We start from the raw sequence: 20,428 nt of genomic DNA, 5'->3' as shown, positions 1-20,428 counted from the left end.
TATGGGGCGGGGTTCGGCAATAAGTGGACCATCGGGCAGCGCCACGCTGAGCGATATCAACGGCCGTTGGTCTTTGCCCACGCAGCCGTTCGCTGTGTCGGCCAAGGGTGCGGCCGGTTTAGCACTGTGGCGTCAACTGCTCGTCTATTAACTATTGACTGTCTTCGCTGGCCGACGAAACTTTGCCACGAAAGACCCAGAATGCGAACGTGCTGTAAATCAGGATCGCGGGAATCAGGAAAGACGCCCCACTTAGCACAAACGCTTGAGTATGCGGCGGTGAGCTCCCCGCCTCGATCGTAATGGACGGCGGCAGAACCAGCGGGATGATGGTGAACAACACGCAGAAAAGGAGTGCCGGTGATCGCGACGCTGAAAATCGTGATCGGCCGGGCGCGCGTGTTCTATTCGGCGTCGCACGAGCAGGGGGAAGCCGTGCGGCGAGGGCTGACGGGCAACACCGATGATGACGCGTAATGCGCCGCGCGCCAACAGCGCAGCAACGCCGCGCATTGCCTGGCGTCGCTAATTTTCTCCGGCGACGTTGGCTTCGGTGTCGGCGCGAATATCTTGACGAAATGCATGGCTTGCCCAGCCTGATAAGCGATTCACAGCATCGAGAATGCGCGATCGTGTTCCGCGGCGTATGAGACGTGGCCGTTGGCATCGGCATTCGTCGGCAGAACGCGAGCGCGCGCGAACGCGTCCGGCTATCCCTTCGAGGAGCTCGCCCGTCAGATGTGCTATATCGAAGCGATGCAAGCGGACGAGGGGCAAGACTGTGGCCCGTCCCGCCGGGCTATACGGCCGGAAGTCCCAGTATTTCGCGCGCTTTGGCAGCGCTTGCCACCGGCCGGCCATATTTGCCACACAATGAGGCCACCCGTGCGACCAGTTGCGCGTTGCTCTTTGCCAGCGTGTCCTTGTCCCAGCGCACATTGTCCTCCAGCCCCGTGCGGCAGTGCCCACCCATTTCGAGCGTCCAGTGATTGACTTCTAACTGATGCCGTCCGATACCTGCGGCGGTCCACGTTGCATCCGGCAATAGCGCCTTGAGTTGTTGGACCTCGAACTCAAGAATCTCGCGCCGCGCAGGCAGCGCGTTTTTTACACCCATGACGAACTGAACGTGCACAGGCGGTTTCAGCAGCCCTTGCTGGACGAGGTCCACCGTGCTGTACAACATCGCCAGATCGAAGATCTCGATCTCAGGTTTGATACCGTGGTCGAGCATCATTTGCGCAAGCGTACGCACGAAGTCCGGAGGATTTTCGTAGACGGTAGTCGGAAAATTGACGGAACCGGTTGCGAGCGATGCCATATCCGGGCGCAGATCGAGCATCGCGCCGCGTTGCTCGAACGAACGGCCACGACCGCCCGTGGAAAATTGAATGATGATGTCAGGGCAGTGCTGGCGAATGCCCTCCTGGAGAGCGGCAAAACTCGACCGATCGGAACTCGAGTTCTCCTGTTCGTCACGTACGTGCAGATGAACGAGCGTTGCCCCGGCTTCGTACGCTTCCTGGGTGCTTTCAATCTGCTCGGAGATCGTGATTGGGACAGCCGGGTTGTCCTTCTTGCGCGGAACCGAGCCGGTAATGGCGACGGAGATAATGCACGGTTCACTCATGGCTAACACTCCAGCTCAGGGATTTGGGTCTCGTCTGTTTGGCGAGCGCTCATGACTGTGTGCCCGGCAAAATGCCGCACACCGTGTGTTCCAAGTCTAGTTCAAATGCGCGCGATTGAATTCGCCTTGGGAAAGCCGGGTTCGGCCGCCAGGGACGCGCGCGCGTCATCGGGTAAGCACGTATATATGACACGCGTACGATCACTTATCTTCTGGTCTTACCACGGTTTGACCGCAACGACCCATGCAAATTCTTCGGCAAGAGGAAGACAGCAAAGGCTTCGAGAAAGTCTTTTCCTTCCTTCGCGATCTGCTTCTCGAAGGCTCCATCCAGCCTGGCGACAAGCTCATTCCCGAGCGCGATCTGGCGCTGAAACTCGGTGTCAGCCGGCCTGTCGTGCGTGAGGCACTGCGCGCGCTGGCGATGATCGGTGCCGTTGAAATCCGCGAGCGCGTGGGGACCATCGTCACGCGTCCGGACGTATCGACGCTCGGCGAATTCTTCGCGTTTGCGCTGGCGCAGGAGAAGGACGTCGTCGAGGACGTGATGGAGGCGCGCATTGCCATCGAATGTCAGTCGATCCGGCTCGCGTGCCGACGCGCGACGCTCGCCGATCTCGAGCGACTGCGCGCGGCGCTCGATCAGATCGAAGCGACTGTCGACCAGCTCGACCTCGGCAGCCAGGCAGATTTCGAATTTCACGCCGCGCTCGTGCAGGCGGGCGGCTCAAAGACGCTGATTAACCTCCATCGCACGGTCGCGGCGCTGTTGATGCATTCACATCGGCATCGTCGCGAGACCGTTCAGCTTCACCCGGACATCAAGTCGCGCGTAATCACGGATCATCGGCGGATCTTTCAGGCGGTCGTCGATCACGACGAACAGGCTGCCGATCAGATCCTGCGCGAACACTTCCGCATCGGCGACGAGTACCGGCACAAGGCCGCGACCGAATGGCAGTCTTCCTGAGCGCAGCCCGGTTCAGCGCTTTTACCCGTTTGCCCCAGCACTTCTGAAGAGGATTCGATGTCACAAAGCACAGCGTTGCGCACGGTGGGTTTCATTGGCTTGGGGACGATGGGGCGCGAAATGGCCCAGAATCTGATGAAGGCAGGCATCGCGCTCCGCGTGTTCGATGTGCGCCGCGAAGCCGTAACCGAGTTAGCCGCGCTGGGCGCGCATGCTGCGCGAAGCGCGGCCGACGCGGCTCAGGGCGCGGACGTAGCGATCACCATGCTGCCCAATACGCCCGACGTCGAAGCGGTGGTTCTAGGAGACGTCGGACTGCTCGCGCATCCGCCAACCGGTCGTCTGATCATCGACATGAGTACGATCGCGCCAGCCGCCGAACGACGCATGCACGCGCTGTGCGCGGCGCAGCATATCGACTTTGTCGATGCGCCGGTGTCGGGCGGTCCCCTCGGCGCGAAGAACGCGACGTTGACCATCATGGCGGGTGGCACGGTGCAGGCGTTCGAGAGGGCGTTGCCATTCTTCGAAGCGATGGGCACCACGGTCACGCACGTCGGTGCGAGCGGCGCGGGCCAGACGGTGAAACTGTGCAATCAACTCATCTGCGGCATCAATATCCAGGCGATCTGCGAAGCACTTGCGCTCGGTCGCGCTTCGGGCGTGGACCTCAAACATTTGCGCGAGGTACTGATGGGCGGCTCGGCGGCATCGTGGATGATGGACAAGCTCGGGCCCGCGATGATCGACGGCGACGCGTCGGCGGGCTTTCGCATCGATCTGATGCTCAAGGACCTGCGCCTCGTGCAGGAACAGTCGCACACGCTCAACGTGCCGCTGCCGGCATCGGCGCTCGTGACAAATCAGTATCTGGACGCGGTCGCGCATGGCGAAGGGCGCAACGGAAATCAGGCGTTGTTCCGCGTGTATGACCGCATGACGGGCCATAGTGTCAGCTAGTCGCCGGCATCGAACATCGCACTGATTCTCCATGACGAACCTCGATTTCTCCGCCGTGCTGTCGCACTGGCCCGAGTTGATGGACGGCGCGTGGCTGTCGCTTATCCTCGCGACCGCGGCGACGATGCTGGGATTTCTGATCGGAACCTTGTGTGCGATCGGCCGCCGCAGTTCGATCGCCTGGCTTAGCTCAATTTCTGGCGGCTATATCGAGGCGATCCGCAACACGCCATTGCTCGTGCAGATCTTCCTCGTCTATTTCGGTCTTGCGAGCATGGGCCTGCGGCTCTCCGCGGTCACCGTGGCGATCCTCGCGCTCGTCATCAACGTGGGCGCGTACGCCGCTGAGATCATGCGCGCGGGCTTCGATTCGATCCATCGCGGCCAGCTAGAAGCGGCCGAGTGTCTCGGGTTGTCGCGCGTGCAGGTTTATTGCCACGTGATCCTGCTGCCGGGGCTGGAACGCGTCTATCCCGCGCTCACGAGCCAGTTCGTGCTGATGATGCTCGCGTCGTCGGTGTGTTCGCAGATATCGACGGAAGAGCTGACTGCGGTGGCGAACTTCGTGCAATCGGAGACGTATCGGCCGCTGGAGACCTATCTCGTCGTCGCCGTCGCGTATGTGGCGCTGTCGCTGCTGATGCGCATCGGCTTCTGGGCTCTTGGCACGTGGCTGTTCCCGCGGCGCCGGAAACTCGGCACGCCGCTTTGACGCGCGTTCAATACACGGATACCGACATGCCAGCACATCTGAATGCCACCCATCTTCAGTTTTTGTTCGAAGGAGCGCTGTGGACGGTCGTGCTCTCGCTGCTGGGGTTGATCGGCGGCGGATTTGTCGGCCTCCTCGTCGCGCTGGCACGCATATCGCCCCGCGATGGCGTGCGGATCGCCGCGACCGGCTATGTTCAGCTGATACAAGGCACGCCGCTTCTGGTTATCATGTTCGTTACGTACTTTGGACTACCAACGGTCGGCGTGACGATTTCGCCACTGGTTGCCGCGGGTGCGTCGCTCACGCTCAATGTGAGCGCGTACCTCGGCGAGATCTGGCGCGGCGCGCTCCAGTCGGTGCCAAAGCCGCAGTGGGAAGCAGCCGAATGTCTCGCGCTCACCCGGACACAGCGCATGCTCCGGGTGATCTTCCCGCAGGCCGTCAGGATCGCGACGCCGCCGACGGTCGGCTTCATGGTGCAGATCATCAAGAACACGTCGCTCGCGTCAGTGGTGGGCTTCGTCGAACTCGCGCGCTCCGGGCAGATCATCAACAACTCGCTGTTTCAGCCGTTCGTCGTCTATCTGATCATCGCCGCCGTGTATTTCTGCCTGTGTTATCCGGTCTCTCATCTTAGCCGCTCGCTCGAACGCCGCAGCGGATTTGCGCGGGCGCCGAAACTGGAGGTCAATCGCGCATGACTGAATTCCCTCAGCCGCTCACGGGTGCCCCGCTCGACGACGCCGGCGCTTCGGCAATTCTTCCGCAGGCTTCCGATCCGGTCGTCGTGGTCAACGATGTGCACAAGTCCTTCGGCGCCACGCAGGTCCTGAATGGCGTGAGCTTCGCTGTGGCCCGCGGCACCGTGACCGTGATCATTGGTCGAAGCGGCTCCGGCAAAAGTACGGCCTTGCGTTGCATCAATCGCCTCGAAGCGATCGACCGAGGGGAGATCACGGTGTGCGGGCATCGCGTGGACGATCCGAAGGTATCGTTGAAGGCGCTGCGACTGGATGTCGGCATCGTTTTTCAGCAATACAACCTGTTTCCGCACCTGACGGTCGAGCAGAACGTCGCCCTCGCGCCGCGTCTCGCCAAATCCGTGCCGAAGCACGAGGCGCGCGAACTCGCGCGTGAAGCCATCAAGCGCGTGGGACTCGCTGACAAGGCCGATCACTATCCCGAGCAGCTCTCGGGCGGCCAGCAGCAACGCGCGGCCATCGCCCGGTCGCTCGCGATGCAGCCGAAGGTCATGTTGTTCGACGAAGTTACTTCGGCGCTCGATCCGCAACTGACCGTCGAAGTGCTGCGCGTGATCGAGGATCTCGCGGCCGCCGGCATGACGATGATCATGGTCACGCATGAAATGGGTTTTGCGCGCAACCTCGCGGATCAGGTGCTGTTCATGCACGAGGGGCGCGTCTGGGAGCGCGGCGGCCCGGAGATCATGCGCGCGCCAGCATCGGCCGAATTGCAGCAGTTCCTCGACAGTGACCTGTAACGCACGGTTGCGTACGCCCATCAATGCATGACGACGTTTGCATTGGATATCAATAAGGAAACCGTATCATCATGAAGAAAAGCAGGATGTTCACCCTTGGCACGATTGCGGCATGCCTTCTGGGTACGGCCGTCGGCGCCGCGCATGCGGACGTGCTCGACGACATCATGAAGTCAAAGACGATCCGTATCGCCACCGACCTCGCCATTCCGCCCTCGGGCATGATGGACGCGAGCATGAAGCCGATAGGCTCGGACGTGGAAACCGCGGAGCTGCTCGCGAGGGACTGGGGGCTGAAGCTCGATTTCGTGCAGACGACCGGCGCGACGCGTATCCCGAACCTGCAGACCGGCAAGGCTGATATCGCGATTTCCACGCTGTCCGTGACGCCCGAGCGCGCCCAGGTGATCGATTTCTCGAAGCCCTATGCGGCGCTCGAATCGATCATCGGCGGCCGCAAGGACCTGCCCGTCAAGACCCTCGACGACCTGAAAGGCCGCACCGTCTGCGTGACTCGCGGCACGACGCAGGACGTGGATCTGACGAAGATCGCGCACGATAAAGGCTTCGAGATCGCGCGCTACGACGACGATGCGACCGACGTGACGGCCGCGGTGAGCGGCCAGTGCGATCTGATCGCAACATCGCTCACGATCGTCAATCAGATCACGAAGAAAGCGCCCGACCGGCCGTTCGAAAAGAAGGTGGTGCTGCATGTGTTCGATCTGGCGATAGGCGTAAAGAAGGGCGAGCCGCGCTTGCTCGCGAAGCTCAACGAGTGGATCGATACGAACCTGAAGAACGGCAAGCTCAATGCGATCTACAAGAAATATCACGGCAACGATTTGCCTCCGCAAATGCGCACGCCAGCTTGAAACGACATGGGCGCGCGCGTGGCGCGCCGAGAAGTTCAATCACACAGGGAGGCAGGGATGCGCATCGTAGTCGGTTCGGATCACGCGGGATGGCCGTTGAAGTCAGCCGTGATTGGCCATATCAGATCGTTGGGCCACGAAGTGATCGACGTCGGCGGCTTCAGCGATACGCCGGTCGACTTTCCGGACATCGCACAGCTTCTGACGAGCGAAGTCCTGGCAGGGCGCGCCGAGCGCGGAATCATGGTGTGCGGCACCGGAGTCGGGGCATCGATTGCGGCCAACAAGATCAAGGGCATTCGCGCGGCGGTGTGCCACGACGTGCATTCGGCGCATCAGTCGGTCGAGCACGATGACGTCAACGTAATGTGTCTCGGCGCGCAGATCGTCGGTGCGTGGCTCGCGACGGATCTCATCGACGCGTTCCTAGCCGCGCAGTTCTCGAACGACGAGGATTTTCGCCGGCGCGTGGAAAAGCTCAATGCGCTCGAAAATGGCCTCACGGGTTGAACGGGGAGGCCGCGCATGAGGCAAGGTCATGTCGTCGTGCTCGGCAGCGTCAATGTCGATCTGGTGCTGCGCTGCGCGGCCTTGCCCGTTGCGGGGCAAACCGTGAAGGGCGGCGACTTCCAGCGTCTGACGGGCGGCAAGGGGGCGAATCAGGCGGTGGCCGCCGCACGCATGGGTGCGGCGGTTCGCTTCGTCGGCGCTGTGGGCGCGGACGAGTCCGGCCGCGATGCGCGCGACCAGCTACGCGCGGAAGGAATCGACATTCGCCATCTGAAGGAACTGCGCGACGTTGCGACGGGCGCCGCGATGATCCTCGTCGATGAACCCAGCGGACAGAATTGCATCGCGTTGTACGAAGGCGCGAATGCGCATGTCGATACGGCGCTGGTCGATTGCGCCGCTGACGATATCGCATCGGCCGCGCTGCTGGTGTGTCAGCTCGAGACGCCTGTGGCCGCGACGCTTCAGGCCGCCCGCATCGCTCGAGCAGCAGGCGTGCCGGTCCTGTTGAATCCCGCGCCCGCGATGCCGCTCGACGCCGCGCTGCTCGCATCGGTCGATATCCTGGTTCCCAACGAAAGCGAGGCGATGGTGTTGACAGGGCAGTCTGTAGCAGGCGCATCCGATCCGGATCACGCGCTCGACACGCTGCTTGGGAAAGGTGCGCGCTCTGTGCTGATTACGTTAGGGGCAGACGGCGTGCTGTATGGCGACCGCGAGACGCGGCTGCGACGCGAAGCACATGTGGCGCAAGCGATCGACACCTCGGGTGCAGGCGATGCGTTCATCGGCGCATTCGCCGCGGCGCTCGTTTCACGCGCGCCGCTGGAACGCGCAATCGACCTTGCGCAGCGTGCGGCGTCGATCAGCGTGACGCGTCGAGGCGCGATGGCGTCGCTGGCCCATGCTTGTGAGATTGCGTGACGGGGGTGACGGGAATGACGGCGACTTTTTTGCTGTCGGCGATCCGGACGGGATCCGGCCCGTCAGGCAGGCGTGCGAAAAGATTCGCGTCAACGACCGCCAGCGCGCCGCGGATGTCCTGCGTCGTCTGCACAGGAAACTGATCATACGCGGCAAGGGCCTGGAGGATCTGGGCGATCATCGTCGTCACCATGCCCGCATCACAGCGAAAAAGGTTTGCCATGCCTTCGAATTCTTCGCGTCGCCGTGGCCGAGGCGGGCAGTCTGCCATCTGTCGCGCGCTAGTTGGGTCACACGGTCGTTGCGCGCTGAACCACGCGACCGTCCGAACGACATGCGATACGCGGCGCCATCGATAGCACGATTCAATGGGAATTCGTCCTGTCACCCCTCTGTGATGGACCCTATGCTGCGCGACTCAGGAGACCTGTGCATCCGATGGTTCAGTCTTCGATACAGATAGTCGAGTAGTTCGTTGCGAGTGTCGTCTGCAGTTTGTGCAAAGCATCCATGCGGACGCTTGGGATACGCAGGCGCAGCCGGGTTCCGGCCGGGTTGGCTTAGCCAAGTTTGTCTTAGGGTTCATCGCCGGTGGACGGTGTACCCGGCCCCGTGTAGCGGTACTTGGCAACGTCGGGCAGAGCATCGCGCCCTACGATCGCCTCCGCGAGGTCTGCCGCGCGATTCCATCCAATCCCCATCCTGCGTTGGATGTGGGCAACGCAGAGCCCGTTAGACGCAATAACCTCGCGCGCTTCATTCAGCTCGCGTTCAGTCAGCGGCAGAGCGCCGAACGTTCGAGGATGCCCATAAATGTCCTACCCGAGGAGTTTGTCAGTTTAGTATCGGTATCGAACATATGCGCCGCCGCCCGCTTCGTTAGATTTTCCGTCGTTACGAAACCGATGTGTCCAGGATTTCTCGCATCAAGGCATGAGTCTTCGGTGCTGATTTCGAATCGGCCGCTTCTTGCGCCAATAGAGCCGTGAGATCGCCGCAGCGTGCGACGAGTGCGCTGGAAAACGACGGCACGATCGCATTCGCGAGCACGACCGCGAGCGAGGTCGCGGTCGTGTAAAGGCCCATCGCACGGCCCCGGTCGCGCGTGAACCAGGCCGGGATGATTTTCATACCGGCCGAGTAGTCGGCACCGGCCGCGAAGCCCATCGTGGCCTGGATCACGATGCCGAACGCGAGTGACTGCGTGAAGCCGAAACTGAACGTCAGCACGCCGAGCGGCAGCAGTGCGAGTGTCAGCATCAGGCGGCCGCCGAAAAATTCCGTGAGGATGCCGCCGACGATATTCGCGACCACCTAGCCCGCATAAAACGCAGTCACGAACGCGCCGAGCATCGATACCTTCAGACCGAGCGTCGCGCCGACCGGCGCCGCCACCGTGCTCCACGCGACGCGATCAACATAGCTCAGCAGGAAGGCCGCCCAGACGATGAACAATGCGACCCAGCGATACGCGCTGGTGTCGGCGCTGCTGACGGGAGACGCGCCGAACACCGGGGCCGCGGCATTCGTGTTGTTCGCCAGGCTCGCTGCACGCGAGTCTTCCGCAGTCCACGCGCCGGGCGACAATTCGTCCGACGTCGCGAGATTTTTCTCCATGACTCCTCCATTGCCGGGCGTGCCAGCGGCCGCCGGTTTTTTTCGATGAATGACTTGGGCCGCCTCACGCGGCCTTGGCTGGTTTGCCGCTACAGATCGACCACGAGCAGCCTCGACTTCGCACGTGAACAGCACGGCAAAAAGTGGTCATTGCGGGCCTGTTCTTCCGGAGAAAGATACAAGTCGCGATGATCGGGCTCGCCCTCGAGCACCCGCGTGATGCAGGTTCCGCAGATGCCCTGCTCGCATGACACCGGTACGTCGATGCCTGCTTTCGCGAGCGCCTGCGTGACCGTGCAGCCGGGCGGAATCGTTACGACGCGGCCGGAGCTTGCGAGCCGAACTTCGAATCGGTCGCCATCGCCCGCAGGCGGCGTCGCCGCGAAATACTCGTAGTGCAGACGGTCGTCGCTCCAGCCGAGCGCGCGCGCGGCATCGAGTACCGCGCTGATGAAGCCCTGCGGCCCGCAAACATACAGATGCCGCTGCCCGCCCGCATCGGCGAGCAGCGCACCCAGATCGAAGAGCCCGTGCTCGTCGTCGAAGTGATACTGCACGCTCGCCGCCCACGGCGACGCGTCGATCCGCTCGACAAACGCCGCGCGGCTTCGCGAGCGCGCGCAGTAGTGCATCTCGAACGCGCCGCCGGCAGCGGCCAGTTGCTCGGCCATGCACACAATCGGCGTAACGCCGATCCCGCCCGCGAGCAGCAACGGCTTCGCGCCAGCGCGTTGAAAATCACCGCCGACATGCCGGAACCGGGTGGCGAAAGCCCATTTGTGAGCGGTGTGAGAGGTTGTGCGTGTCATGCTCCAGGGGGGGCGAGCTCAGCGCGTCTTCATACAGGCGGCGTACAGCGCCGTGTTGAGCGCCTGCAGTTCGCGCCGGGTTTCCAGCAGCTCGTGATGCCGGCCCTGACGCTCCAGACTGAGTAACTGAAGCATCACCTTGGCCGCCCGCTCGGGCGCATTGCGTCGCGAAGGCTCTGCCTGTCTGAGCAGCGGCGCGAGGCCGGCCTTTTCCTGAGCACCCACGCCGGAAACCATGCGAGATCGTCAATGTCGCCGGCGCCTCGTTCGCAAGGGCCTGCAGCGCGCCGCGCGTCCGCGGCATCGTACCCCTGCAACGCTGAAAGGACGTCATTGCACACCATCACGTCGCGGCTGTCATTGGAAATGTCGAGCTGCATCCGTGGGATTCAGAACAGTTGGCTGGTCGGACTGACGAGATTATTCCATTTGACCGTGCTTCTCAATTGCCTGTCGTGCTCGTCGACTGACCCGACGATCGATCGGGTCACGCGGCAAGACACCGTCTCGCTCGAGCGGTTCGGGATGTTGGCCGCCGACAAGATCAACCTGTCGCCAGAATTAGCGCCTCGACAATTTCAGGTAGAAGCTCACAAAGGCCACGCGCTCTCCCCAACCGGTCTGCCTCAGAACTGTGACGACTTCTACTTCCAGCCTTCTCGCCGAAGCGTCGCCCGAACGAGGCGCTGTTCCTCCTGTTCGATTTCCCGCAGGCTTTCACATACGTCACCGATGTGTTCCGCGGCGGCCCGATACGCCTGCTCCGGCAGCTTGCCTGTCACTGCGTTGTAAAGGCGTGCATGCTGCCGGTCGATCCTCTTGCGATGCGGCTGCCGGTGATAGAGATTATTCACGGAAGCGAACACCGAACTGAGCAGCAACTCGGTCAGTGAACGCAGCGTATGTACGAGTACCGGGTTATGCGACGCCTCGCAAATCGCAAGGTGAAACGCATGATCGAGTCTCGCATGCGTCGCCGGGTCAGTTTCAGCATCGTGCGCCGCGAGCATTTCCTCGTAGCGGCGCGTGATCATCGTGTAATCGGCTGACGTGCCGCGCGATGCGGCAAGACGCGCTGATTCCGCTTCGAGCATGCCGCGCACTTCGAAGAGGTCGTAGAGGGTGCGCGGCTGCGAGGCGAGCAGATGCATTAACGGTGATTGGGCTGGCTGCGCAGTCAGATTCGCGACAAACGAACCCTTGCCGTGCGCCGTTTCGATGATGCCGCGGGCATGTAGCAACTTCAGCCCCTCGCGCAATGCGGTTCTCGATACGCCGAGCTTATCCGTCAAGCGGCGTTCCGAGGGGAGCGCCTGCCCCGAACTCAACACTCCGTCGACAATCAGCTGTTCGATGCGATCCGCGACCACATCTGCGACCCTGCGACCAGATCGTCCCGCCGAGTTTTCTGGATCAGAAATCACTGGTATGACCACTCCTGAAAAAGTTTGCTGGAAACGATGATAACGCTAAACGGTGCGAGGCATTCGGCCCATTCGTAGCTTGCGAGTAATGGTTTATCGCAATGAACTGGTAAGACCACCGTGATTCGCAGTCGACAGCTCAGGACGAAACAGCAACAATCGGCACCTACATCGTTGAACGGCGAGCTACCAACACTCGCGCTCCGGAGACGCCTGATGAGTTACACCTACGACGAGCGGATCGACGGCTCCCTCCCCTGTCATGACAAACCTGCGCTGGTCGCGGAACTTCGACGTCTCGTGCCCGCCCTGCAGTTGCTGCACGAGAAGGAAGATCTTCGCCCATTCGAATGCGACGGCCTCGCTGCGTATCGCACCACACCGATGATGGTCGCGTTGCCCGAGTCGATCGGGCAGGTGCAGGCGTTGCTGAAATTCGCGGCCGCGCGCAAGGTTCCGATCGTCGCGCGTGGAGCCGGGACGGGTCTGTCAGGCGGCGCGTTACCGCTTGAACAGGGCATTCTGCTCGTAATGGCATGCTTCAACCGGATTCTCCATATCGATCCCGAAGCATCGATCGCCCGAGTGCAGCCTGGCGTTCGCAACATCGCGATTTCGCAGGCCGCTGCGATTCACGGTCTCTACTACGCACCCGATCCTTCGTCGCAGATTGCCTGCTCTATCGGCGGCAACGTTGCCGAAAACGCGGGTGGCGTGCACTGCCTGAAATACGGCTTGACGGTGCACAACATCCTGAAACTTGAAGTGCTGACCATTGACGGTGAGCGACTGACGATCGGCTCTGAAGCACTCGATTCCCCCGGCTTCGACCTGCTCGCCCTGATGACGGGATCAGAAGGCATGCTCGGCATCGTCACGGAAGTGACTGTGAAGCTGTTAAACAAGCCGCAGAGCGCGAAGGTTCTACTCGCAAGCTTCGACGATGTCGAAAAAGCGGGCGATGCCGTCGCGCAGATCATCGGGGCGGGCATCATTCCCGGCGGACTGGAAATGATGGACAACCTCGCGATTCGCGCTGCCGAGGACTTCATTCACGCGGGCTATCCGATCGATGCAGAAGCGATTCTGCTGTGCGAACTCGACGGCGCAGAATCCGACGTACAGGACGATTGCGATTCTGTCGGCGCTTTGCTGCGTCAGGCCGGCGCAACGGACATCCGCATCGCGCGCGACGAAGCCGAACGCCAACGCTTCTGGGCAGGACGCAAAAATGCATTTCCCGCAGTCGGCCGCATCTCGCCCGATTATTACTGCATGGACGGTACGATTCCACGCCGCGAACTCGCGCGCGTGCTGCAACGCATCGCGGAACTTTCGAATGAATACAGCCTGCGTGTTGCGAACGTGTTCCATGCGGGCGACGGCAACATGCACCCACTGATTCTCTTCGACGCAAATGCACCGGGCGAAATGGACCGCGCCGAAGCACTCGGCGCGAAGATTCTCGAACTATGCGTCGAAGTGGGCGGCAGTATCACGGGCGAACATGGCGTCGGACGTGAAAAGATCAATCAGATGTGCGTGCAGTTCAGCAGCGAAGAACTGAAGCTGTTCCATTCGCTGAAAGCCGCGTTCGATCCTGACGGGCTGCTCAATCCTGGCAAGAACATTCCCACGCTGCACCGCTGCGCCGAGTCGGGCGCCATGCACATTCATCGCGGCAAGCTGCCCTTTCCCGAACTTGAGCGATTCTGATGATACGTGAATTCCAATCGACGGATGACAGCGCGCGCCTCGTCGCGCAAGTTCAGCGCGCAATCGAGGAGCACGCGCCGTTGCGCATTCGCGGCAGCGACAGCAAGCGTTTTCTCGGCCGCGAAGTGCCAGGCGAGATACTCGATACGAGCTCACATCGAGGAATCATCGCGTATGACCCGACCGAGCTCGTAATCACATTGCGTGCGGGAACGCCGCTCGTCGAAATGAACGCCCTGCTCGACGACGCGAACCAGATGCTGCCCTGTGAGCCGCCGCTCTTTGACGGCCCGGGCGCCGGCTCTGGAACGGTGGGTGGTGCGGTCGCAAGCGGGCTGTCGGGACCGCGCCGTCCATGGGCGGGGTCCATGCGCGACTTCGTGCTCGGCTGCCGCGTGATTACGGGCGACGGCGATCATCTGCGCTTTGGCGGCGAAGTGATGAAGAACGTTGCCGGATATGACATGTCGCGCTTGCTGGCAGGCAGTTTCGGCTCGCTAGGCGTACTGACCGAGGTGTCGTTAAAGGTTCTGCCCAAGCCGCGCGAACGCCGCAGCTTCACGGTCAAGATTGGCGTAAATGACGCGTTGCGTGAACTCTCGGCATGGCGCAAGGCAGCGTTGCCTGTCAGCGGCGCGTGTTATTTCGACGATAAGCTGCATGTGCGGCTCGAAGGAGGAACGGGTTCGGTCCAGTCGGCCATCGACCGCATTGGCGGAGAGGAGATTGACTGTGCGTTCTGGAACGAACTGCGCGACCATCGCTTGCCGTTTTTCGGCAATGCGGATCCGCTATGGCGTTTGTCGCTGCCGAATGCAACGCCATTGATGGCGCTGCCCGGCGACGTGCTGATCGACTGGGCAGGCGCGCAGCGCTGGCTCAAAAGCGATGCGCCTGCCGCCGACATCCGCCAGATCGCGCACGCGGCAGGCGGCCATGCAATCTGCTACACGCCGTCGTCGGCGCGTGAGCCGTTCCATCCCCTTTCCGCGCCGCTGCTGCGCTATCAGCATCAACTGAAACGCCGCCTCGATCCGAAGGGCGTGCTGAACCCCGGCCGACTGTACGCCGGTCTCTGAAGCGAGCGCGATCATGCAAACCAATTTCGACTCTCACGCGAAAGCCCTGCCCGATGCCGAGGAAGCGGAAACCATTCTGCGCTCCTGTGTACATTGCGGCTTCTGCAACGCGACGTGCCCGACGTATCAGCTGCTCGGCAACGAACTCGACGGACCACGTGGGCGCATTTATCTGATCAAGCAGTTGCTCGAAGGCGAGCCCGTCAGCAAAAAAACGCAGTTGCACCTGGACCGGTGCCTCACATGCCGCAATTGCGAAACGACGTGTCCGTCCGGTGTCAGGTATCACCGGTTGCTCGATGTCGGACGCGCTGAGGTCGAACGTCGCGTGAATCGCCCTCTGCGCGAGCGGCTGATGCGCAAGGGGTTGCGCACGGTGATCCCGCGCCCTGCTGTGTTCGGCGCGTTGCTCAAGACCGGACGCGCGATGCGGCCGCTGTTGCCTGCCGCCTTGCAGGCAAAGATTCCGGCTGACGCCGCCGTGCCCGCGACGCCACGCCCCGTGCCGCGCCATGCGCGTCGCGTGTTGATGCTCGAAGGTTGCGTGCAGCCATCGTTGGCGCCGAACACAAACGCAGCCGCAGCGCGCGTGCTCGACTGGCTCGGTATCAGCGTGCTACCCGCTCGCGAAGCGGGCTGCTGCGGCGCGACGGACTATCACCTGAACGCTCAGGAGGCCGGACTTGATCGCGCGCGACGAAATATCGACGCATGGTGGCCCGCCATTGAAGCGGGCGCTGAATCGATCGTCCAGACAGCGAGCGGCTGCGGCGCGTTCGTCAAGGACTACGGGCATTTGCTGCGCAACGATCCGGTCTATGCGGCGAAAGCAGCGCGCGTGAGTGAGCTTGCGCGAGACCTCGTCGAAGTGATGGCGGCTGAACCGCTTGATTCGTTGAGCGCCCATGGCAACGCCGCGGCAATGCGTATCGCGTTTCACTGCCCTTGCACGCTGCAACACGCACAGAAACTCGGCGGCGCTGTGGAAAGTGTGCTCATTCGGCTGGGCTTTGATCTTTCCGCCGTCCCTGATGCGCATCTGTGCTGCGGCTCAGCGGGCACGTATTCGATCACGCAACCTGAACTCGCGGGAAGACTGCGCGACAACAAGATTGCGGCGTTGGAAACCGGACAGCCCGACATCATCGCGACAGCGAACGTCGGCTGCCAGACCCATCTAGACGGCGCAGGCAGGACACGAGTACGCCATTGGATCGAACTGGTCGACGAGGCGCTGATTGCCGCAAGCCCATCGCGCACTCGTGCGATCGGCGACGCGTACAGTGTCTGAAGCGCCCAAGCGGAGTTCCGCCGATGAACGCAACGACGCGAAGCCGGGTCTTTGCTAAAAGCAACGTAGCGCCTTGCGGCGTCGGTCCCGCACAGCCGCGAAAAGGACGAATATTTCGAATATCGCGGGACGCCGGGGAAATTGCAAGTTGTATCGGGATGTCTTAGTATATAACTACAACTTTCCCGCGTGTCCGTTCCCTTGCGCGTGGCGAGAAACCATGAAAGCCAGTTCGACGGCCGCCTACGCCAACCCCGCCCATGCAAGCCAAAGCAAAAAAGGTCACCACTACCCGGCAACGCATCGCGTCAGGCACTCCCCGGCACAAGTCTTCCGCCAGTGTGGCTAGCGCTTCGGCTGTTCAATCGCTGCTCGACCGCGACAGCGCAACCGCGCTTTATATGCAGATCGCCGATCGTCTGCGCACGCAAATCGACGAAGGCACCTTCGCGACGGACAGCAAGCTGCCCGCCGAAAGCGAGCTGACGCGACAGTTCGACGTCAGTCGCGTCACGGTGCGGCAAGCCATCGCACAGTTGCTTGCCGAAGGCTACGTGATCAGCAAACAGGGCAAAGGCACGTTCGTCTCCCGCAACAAATTCGTGCACGACCTGAAGCCGATGCGCGGCTTCTACGATGCACTCGTCGCACAAGGCGTGGAACCGAAAACCAGGCTGGTGGAGTTCGGTCCGGTGACGACGCCAGAGGGGATCCGACAGGCCTTCGGCGCAGAAGGACTCGAAGGCGACTGCTTCAGACTAAAGCGTCTGTATCTCGTCGACGGCGAGCCGATCACGCTCGTGGTTTCGTATCTGCCTCCGCAGGCGAGCGGACTCACTTGGGAGCAGGTCAATCGCAACCCAATCTATGTGCTGCTCGAAAGTCTGCTGTCGATGCCGGTCGCCAAAGCGGAAATTCACATCCGGGCCCGCTCGGCCGGAGCTTCCGTCGGTCAGGCGCTGGGCTTGTCGCCGCGTGCCGCATTGCTCGTCATGGATCGCGAATCGTTTAGCAAGGGCGGCCTGCTGCTTGAGCGCACGTCGTTCTACATTCGTCCGGAAAACTACGAGTTCACGCTCAGCGTGCAAGGACCGCTGCCGGTCGGCTCGTCGATCAAGAATGTCAACGGCGCTGACGCGCATGACAATGCAAAGTGACCGCGCGCAGCTGCGCACCTGCGCGAAACGCTTGCGCGGCGATTCCCTGAAGGCCAGGCCGGTCACCTAGCGACGCACAGGTTCCACATGTACCGTCGACGTGCTTCGCTGCCCTTGTGCGAATTGCGCCGACGCCGGCTCACCCGCAGCGGCACGCAGCACGGTCAGCGTCTTCGCCTGAGGATCGATCTCGACGAATGCGCCCTGCGGCACGACTTGCGTCACGTCGCAATCGAAACCCGCCAGCATGGAGATGTTGCCGTGTGCCGCGCCCTGCGCGAGGATGGGGTTCACGGTATTGAACACGATCGCCACCGGCGCCATGTTGCGCGATCGCATCTCGTTCAGCATCCACGCACTTGCTACCCCACCCTTTGCGGTGTCCAGCACGAGTATCCGCCCGATGTACGACTGCCCCACGAGCTTGTGCGACGGACGCGAAAAAACGCCTTGCAGACGGTTCAGATCGTAACGCGCTGAGAAGCCGTCCTTTGCAACCAGTGCCTCTGCTGACACTTTGTCTCCGAGCGCATGGCGCGCGTTCAGCACGATTGGGTTCATGCGAGTTCTCCTGTCTCGGCTGCGTTCACGCACGCCTGCATCGAGGCGAGCATCGGGGTGTAACCGTAGCCGCCAAGAATGTTAACCAGCTTCGCGCTGTTGGTAGCGAGGTTTTTCCAACCTTTGGCCTCGGACATTTCTCGCGCGTACGACTGATAGAAGCACATGCCCGCGAGCACCGTGCCGCCCGCGTTTTCAATGCGGCGGGTGTAGCCGAAGCGCTCGGCGTCGGGCGCAACCTGGGGGCTGGTTACTGCGAGCATGGGCACTTTGAACGTGCGGCCGTCGCAGAGTTCGGCAAGCGCGCGCAGTTCGTAGAGACTGAGTTGTGGCGCGGAAAACACCACGACGTCCACCTTGTTCGTGACCGCGTAGCTGGCGGTGAGCGCCTCGATCTCCGTGCGGCCGATGCGGTGATGCACCGGCAAGGTGTCGCCGCCAACGTCGGCGATACGCATCGCTTCCGGTGTGACACCGACCATATGAAAAAGCGCGATCGAGCCGAAGCTCGCCATCGCAGCGCCGAAGTGCTTCAACTGGTCCGATGTCGGCGCGGCTTCGATGCCTTCAATGACCGGCACCTCCCAATAGTTGCCGGCGAGACGGCCGATCACGCCGCCGAGCGCGCCCCATTCGTTCAGCGAGTTCGGCGAGAAATCGACGCGAAAGCGCATCGTGGCGCGGCGCTTTTCGTCCAGATGGTAGCCATAACGCGGCGTGCGCCCCGTGAGACCGGCAGAAAGCGCCGAGGGGCCGCCTTCGAAATTCGTACGCGCGCCGTTCACCGAGTTCGAGTAAATCACCACGCCGGTGTCGCCAAATGCGACATGTTCGCCGCGCGTGGCGGCGAGTACCGTCTGATAGTTGATGCAGGTGTCCGTCATGCTGACGCCGAGCCGTTCAAACGCGTGAATCGTGCGGCGCTCCAGCTCGATCATCCAGTCACGCTGGCCCAAATCGTTCGCTTTTGCGAAATCGGTGCCACGCGGGTCCGTGATGGTGGGAACGCAGACCGTGTGGCGGCCGTCACTGAGATCGGACAGCCGCTCGAGCCACATGACGCCCGCCTGACCGAGGCTCTCGGTGTCGGCCATGATGTGCGCCTGAGTGACTGGCACCAGGTCGTGCGCACCAAAAAAGTCGCCGACCTGCACTTGATGGCGCATAGCCATTTGCAGGACCTTGCCCTGCTCGCCGTTGAGCATCGCGGATTCTTCATCGTTTAACAGCATGTGCAGTCTCCCTACAGAATTCGTCACCGGGCAAAGCGTGGGCGCTGGTACCTGCCATCGCGCTGCGCCGCCCACGTCGTTCGACCTTGTATTAATGTGTATTAGTACAAGATGACGGAATCGTAGCGAGCGGCTTTATCGATGTCAATACAAGCGTGGCAACAGTTCATCTTTTTTCAGGACCCCGTCTGACAATTTACCGACCGTCGTCATCGCTAAGATTTCGCTGTTATGTGGTGTTTTTTGCCACCGCACTCGCGAATACGCTAGTTGACACAGGACGAAGACCGGCCATAGCATGCCTGATGATGTATTAATACACGATAAGTTGCATAGAGGTACATGTCTTCCGAAAACGGCTGCAAACGATGCTGATGCACTCGAAGAGTCGGCTATAACCGGGCGGCTGTCGCATTCGCCGCTCACGACGAAAGACAAATAAGAGGAGACTGCGGTATGACCACCATCCATGTCGTTGCGCTTGTTCTGCTGGTCGTCCTTTTCGCGATCAGCCTGTGGCGCGGCATCAATCTCGGACTGGTGGCCATTCCGGCAAGTTTCCTTTTGGTGCAGATCGCAGGTGTTCCGCAAAAGCACTTGTTCGCCGCATTCCCGACGGATCTCGTATTGCTGATTCTGGGCGTGATGTATCTGTGGAACCTCGTGCGCGATAGCGGTTTTGCCGACGTGATCGTGCACCGTGCGGTCGCGCTTTCGCGCGGGCGGCCCTGGCTGTTGCCGTGGACGACCTGCACCCTCACTGCATTGATCTGCGCACTCGGTGCGCTGCCGATTGCCGCGCTCGTCATCACGCTGCCAGTCGCGCTGGAGATTGCGCGACGCGAAAACATCCGTCCCGCGCTAATGGGTATCGTCACCATACAGGGCGGCTGCATCGGAGGACTGTCGCCATTGAATCCGTGGGCCAAGGTGGTCATCGCACAAGCGGCCAAAGGTGGCGTGACGCTGCTCCCCGTGCATTTCTTCTTGTGTCAGTTCGCGCTCAATTTTACTTTCGCCCTCGTCGCCTTCTTCGCGTTCGGCGGCTCACAACTGATCGGACGCGCGAGGCCGCGCGACATGTCAGCGCAACCGGTCCCGGTCGCGCCCCGTTCCCGGTTTGCGCTCACGTGGCAGCAGTGGACCGCATTTGCCGCGCTACTCGGCTTTATTGCGCTCGTATTGACTCACCACGACGTCGGCTTGAGTGCATTCTCAATGGGAATCCTGCTCAACGTTGCGATCAGGGCCGACGCTCGCAAGGTGATTGCCGATCTGCCGTGGAGCATGGTCATCATGATTTCGGGGATTCTGATGTATATCGGCATGCTCGAGACGGTCGGGGTTTTGCAGGCAATCGGCGAACTCCTGCAAAGCCTGGAGCAACAGTCACTGGTGCGGGTGGGAATGACTTACCTCGGCACGCTCATGGCGAACTTCGAGGCGTCCTCGGTGGT

General features: G+C 61.7%; 22 protein-coding genes and 1 pseudogene. 14 read left to right on the top strand and 9 right to left on the bottom strand.

All coding sequences use genetic code 11. The features are described 5' to 3' along the window. Positions 1-799: 799 nt before the first annotated feature. Positions 800-1,630, bottom strand: coding sequence for a 3-keto-5-aminohexanoate cleavage protein (locus VGH68_RS06810; protein WP_331602781.1), 831 nt, complete (start codon positions 1,628-1,630; stop codon positions 800-802). 244 nt (positions 1,631-1,874) lie between these two features. Between VGH68_RS06810 and VGH68_RS06805 the strand changes: the two genes are divergently transcribed. The 8 genes from VGH68_RS06805 to rbsK all read left to right on the top strand — a co-directional run bounded on the left by VGH68_RS06805 (position 1,875) and on the right by rbsK (position 8,085). Continuing rightward, the gene (locus VGH68_RS06805) at positions 1,875-2,600 is read left to right on the top strand and encodes a FadR/GntR family transcriptional regulator (RefSeq protein WP_331602780.1); all 726 of its coding nucleotides are present in this window, start codon (positions 1,875-1,877) and stop codon (positions 2,598-2,600) included. Positions 2,601-2,657: 57 nt separating this feature from the next. Then, on the top strand, positions 2,658-3,560 hold the full coding sequence (locus tag VGH68_RS06800; protein WP_331602779.1) for an NAD(P)-dependent oxidoreductase: 903 nt from the start codon (positions 2,658-2,660) through the stop codon (positions 3,558-3,560). A gap of 31 nt (positions 3,561-3,591) precedes the next feature. After that, a complete protein-coding gene (locus tag VGH68_RS06795; RefSeq protein ID WP_331602778.1) occupies positions 3,592-4,272 on the top strand; it encodes an amino acid ABC transporter permease in 681 nt (226 codons plus the stop codon). A 26-nt stretch (positions 4,273-4,298) separates the two neighbouring features. Next, positions 4,299-4,976, top strand: coding sequence for an amino acid ABC transporter permease (locus VGH68_RS06790; protein ID WP_331602777.1), 678 nt, complete (start codon positions 4,299-4,301; stop codon positions 4,974-4,976). Beyond that, on the top strand, positions 4,973-5,776 hold the full coding sequence (locus tag VGH68_RS06785) for an amino acid ABC transporter ATP-binding protein (RefSeq protein WP_331602776.1): 804 nt from the start codon (positions 4,973-4,975) through the stop codon (positions 5,774-5,776). The genes VGH68_RS06790 and VGH68_RS06785 overlap by 4 nt, the downstream gene beginning before the upstream one ends. 71 nt (positions 5,777-5,847) lie before the next feature. Next, complete coding sequence (locus tag VGH68_RS06780) at positions 5,848-6,651, top strand: transporter substrate-binding domain-containing protein (RefSeq protein WP_331602775.1); 804 nt, start codon at positions 5,848-5,850, stop codon at positions 6,649-6,651. A gap of 57 nt (positions 6,652-6,708) precedes the next feature. After that, on the top strand, positions 6,709-7,161 hold the full coding sequence (gene rpiB, locus VGH68_RS06775; protein WP_331602774.1) for a ribose 5-phosphate isomerase B: 453 nt from the start codon (positions 6,709-6,711) through the stop codon (positions 7,159-7,161). 15 nt (positions 7,162-7,176) lie between these two features. Further along, entirely contained in the window at positions 7,177-8,085 is a 909-nt protein-coding gene (rbsK, locus tag VGH68_RS06770) for a ribokinase (RefSeq protein WP_331602773.1), read from the top strand. Here the strand turns inward: rbsK and VGH68_RS06765 are convergent. Then, complete coding sequence (locus tag VGH68_RS06765; RefSeq protein ID WP_331602788.1) at positions 8,027-8,308, bottom strand: hypothetical protein; 282 nt, start codon at positions 8,306-8,308, stop codon at positions 8,027-8,029. The genes rbsK and VGH68_RS06765 overlap by 59 nt on opposite strands. Here VGH68_RS06765 and VGH68_RS06760 point away from each other — a divergent pair. Then, a complete protein-coding gene (locus VGH68_RS06760) occupies positions 8,204-8,548 on the top strand; it encodes a hypothetical protein (protein ID WP_331602787.1) in 345 nt (114 codons plus the stop codon). The two genes, VGH68_RS06765 and VGH68_RS06760, sit on opposite strands and share 105 nt — an antisense overlap. Before the next feature lie 431 nt (positions 8,549-8,979). Here VGH68_RS06760 and VGH68_RS06755 read toward each other — a convergent pair whose 3' ends face one another. From VGH68_RS06755 to glcC, 5 genes and pseudogenes are all read right to left on the bottom strand, one after another. After that, positions 8,980-9,399: an MFS transporter gene (locus VGH68_RS06755; protein WP_331602772.1), complete on the bottom strand. Its 420-nt coding sequence runs from the start codon at positions 9,397-9,399 to the stop codon at positions 8,980-8,982. Further along, a complete protein-coding gene (locus VGH68_RS06750; protein WP_331602771.1) occupies positions 9,400-9,702 on the bottom strand; it encodes a hypothetical protein in 303 nt (100 codons plus the stop codon). Between the two features lie 89 nt (positions 9,703-9,791). Further along, positions 9,792-10,424: pseudogene (locus tag VGH68_RS06745) on the bottom strand (PDR/VanB family oxidoreductase); the annotation flags it as partial. A 105-nt stretch (positions 10,425-10,529) separates the two neighbouring features. Beyond that, on the bottom strand, positions 10,530-10,748 hold the full coding sequence (locus VGH68_RS06740) for a hypothetical protein (RefSeq protein WP_331602770.1): 219 nt from the start codon (positions 10,746-10,748) through the stop codon (positions 10,530-10,532). A gap of 407 nt (positions 10,749-11,155) precedes the next feature. Beyond that, on the bottom strand, positions 11,156-11,947 hold the full coding sequence (gene glcC / locus VGH68_RS06735; RefSeq protein ID WP_331602768.1) for a transcriptional regulator GlcC: 792 nt from the start codon (positions 11,945-11,947) through the stop codon (positions 11,156-11,158). Between the two features lie 204 nt (positions 11,948-12,151). Here glcC and glcD point away from each other — a divergent pair, with 204 nt between their 5' ends. The 4 genes from glcD to VGH68_RS06715 all read left to right on the top strand — a co-directional run bounded on the left by glcD (position 12,152) and on the right by VGH68_RS06715 (position 17,178). Then, complete coding sequence (gene glcD, locus VGH68_RS06730; RefSeq protein WP_331602767.1) at positions 12,152-13,651, top strand: glycolate oxidase subunit GlcD; 1,500 nt, start codon at positions 12,152-12,154, stop codon at positions 13,649-13,651. Then, complete coding sequence (gene glcE, locus VGH68_RS06725; protein WP_331602766.1) at positions 13,651-14,730, top strand: glycolate oxidase subunit GlcE; 1,080 nt, start codon at positions 13,651-13,653, stop codon at positions 14,728-14,730. Before glcD ends, glcE begins: the two co-directional genes overlap by 1 nt. A gap of 13 nt (positions 14,731-14,743) precedes the next feature. Further along, on the top strand, positions 14,744-16,021 hold the full coding sequence (gene glcF, locus VGH68_RS06720) for a glycolate oxidase subunit GlcF (RefSeq protein WP_331602764.1): 1,278 nt from the start codon (positions 14,744-14,746) through the stop codon (positions 16,019-16,021). Positions 16,022-16,422: 401 nt separating this feature from the next. Then, complete coding sequence (locus VGH68_RS06715; RefSeq protein ID WP_331602763.1) at positions 16,423-17,178, top strand: GntR family transcriptional regulator; 756 nt, start codon at positions 16,423-16,425, stop codon at positions 17,176-17,178. Between the two features lie 66 nt (positions 17,179-17,244). Here the strand turns inward: VGH68_RS06715 and VGH68_RS06710 are convergent, their stop codons facing one another. Together VGH68_RS06710 and VGH68_RS06705 are read right to left on the bottom strand one after the other, a co-directional pair. Beyond that, positions 17,245-17,739 carry an aconitase X swivel domain-containing protein gene (locus VGH68_RS06710; protein ID WP_331602762.1) on the bottom strand — a complete coding sequence of 165 codons (495 nt, stop codon included), beginning with the start codon at positions 17,737-17,739 and terminating at the stop codon, positions 17,245-17,247. Then, positions 17,736-18,971, bottom strand: a complete 1,236-nt coding sequence (locus VGH68_RS06705) for an aconitase X catalytic domain-containing protein (protein WP_331602761.1) — start codon at positions 18,969-18,971, stop codon at positions 17,736-17,738. The genes VGH68_RS06710 and VGH68_RS06705 overlap by 4 nt, the downstream gene beginning before the upstream one ends. A 456-nt stretch (positions 18,972-19,427) precedes the next feature. Between VGH68_RS06705 and VGH68_RS06700 the strand changes: the two genes are divergently transcribed. Beyond that, positions 19,428-20,428: SLC13 family permease (locus VGH68_RS06700; RefSeq protein ID WP_331602760.1), on the top strand; the 1,001-nt coding region annotated here is incomplete at its 3' end.

The sequence above is a fragment of the Paraburkholderia sp. genome (genome assembly GCF_036488505.1).
Classification (GTDB): Bacteria; Pseudomonadota; Gammaproteobacteria; order Burkholderiales; family Burkholderiaceae; genus Paraburkholderia.
This window is presented reverse-complemented; position numbering and strand designations above follow the sequence as displayed.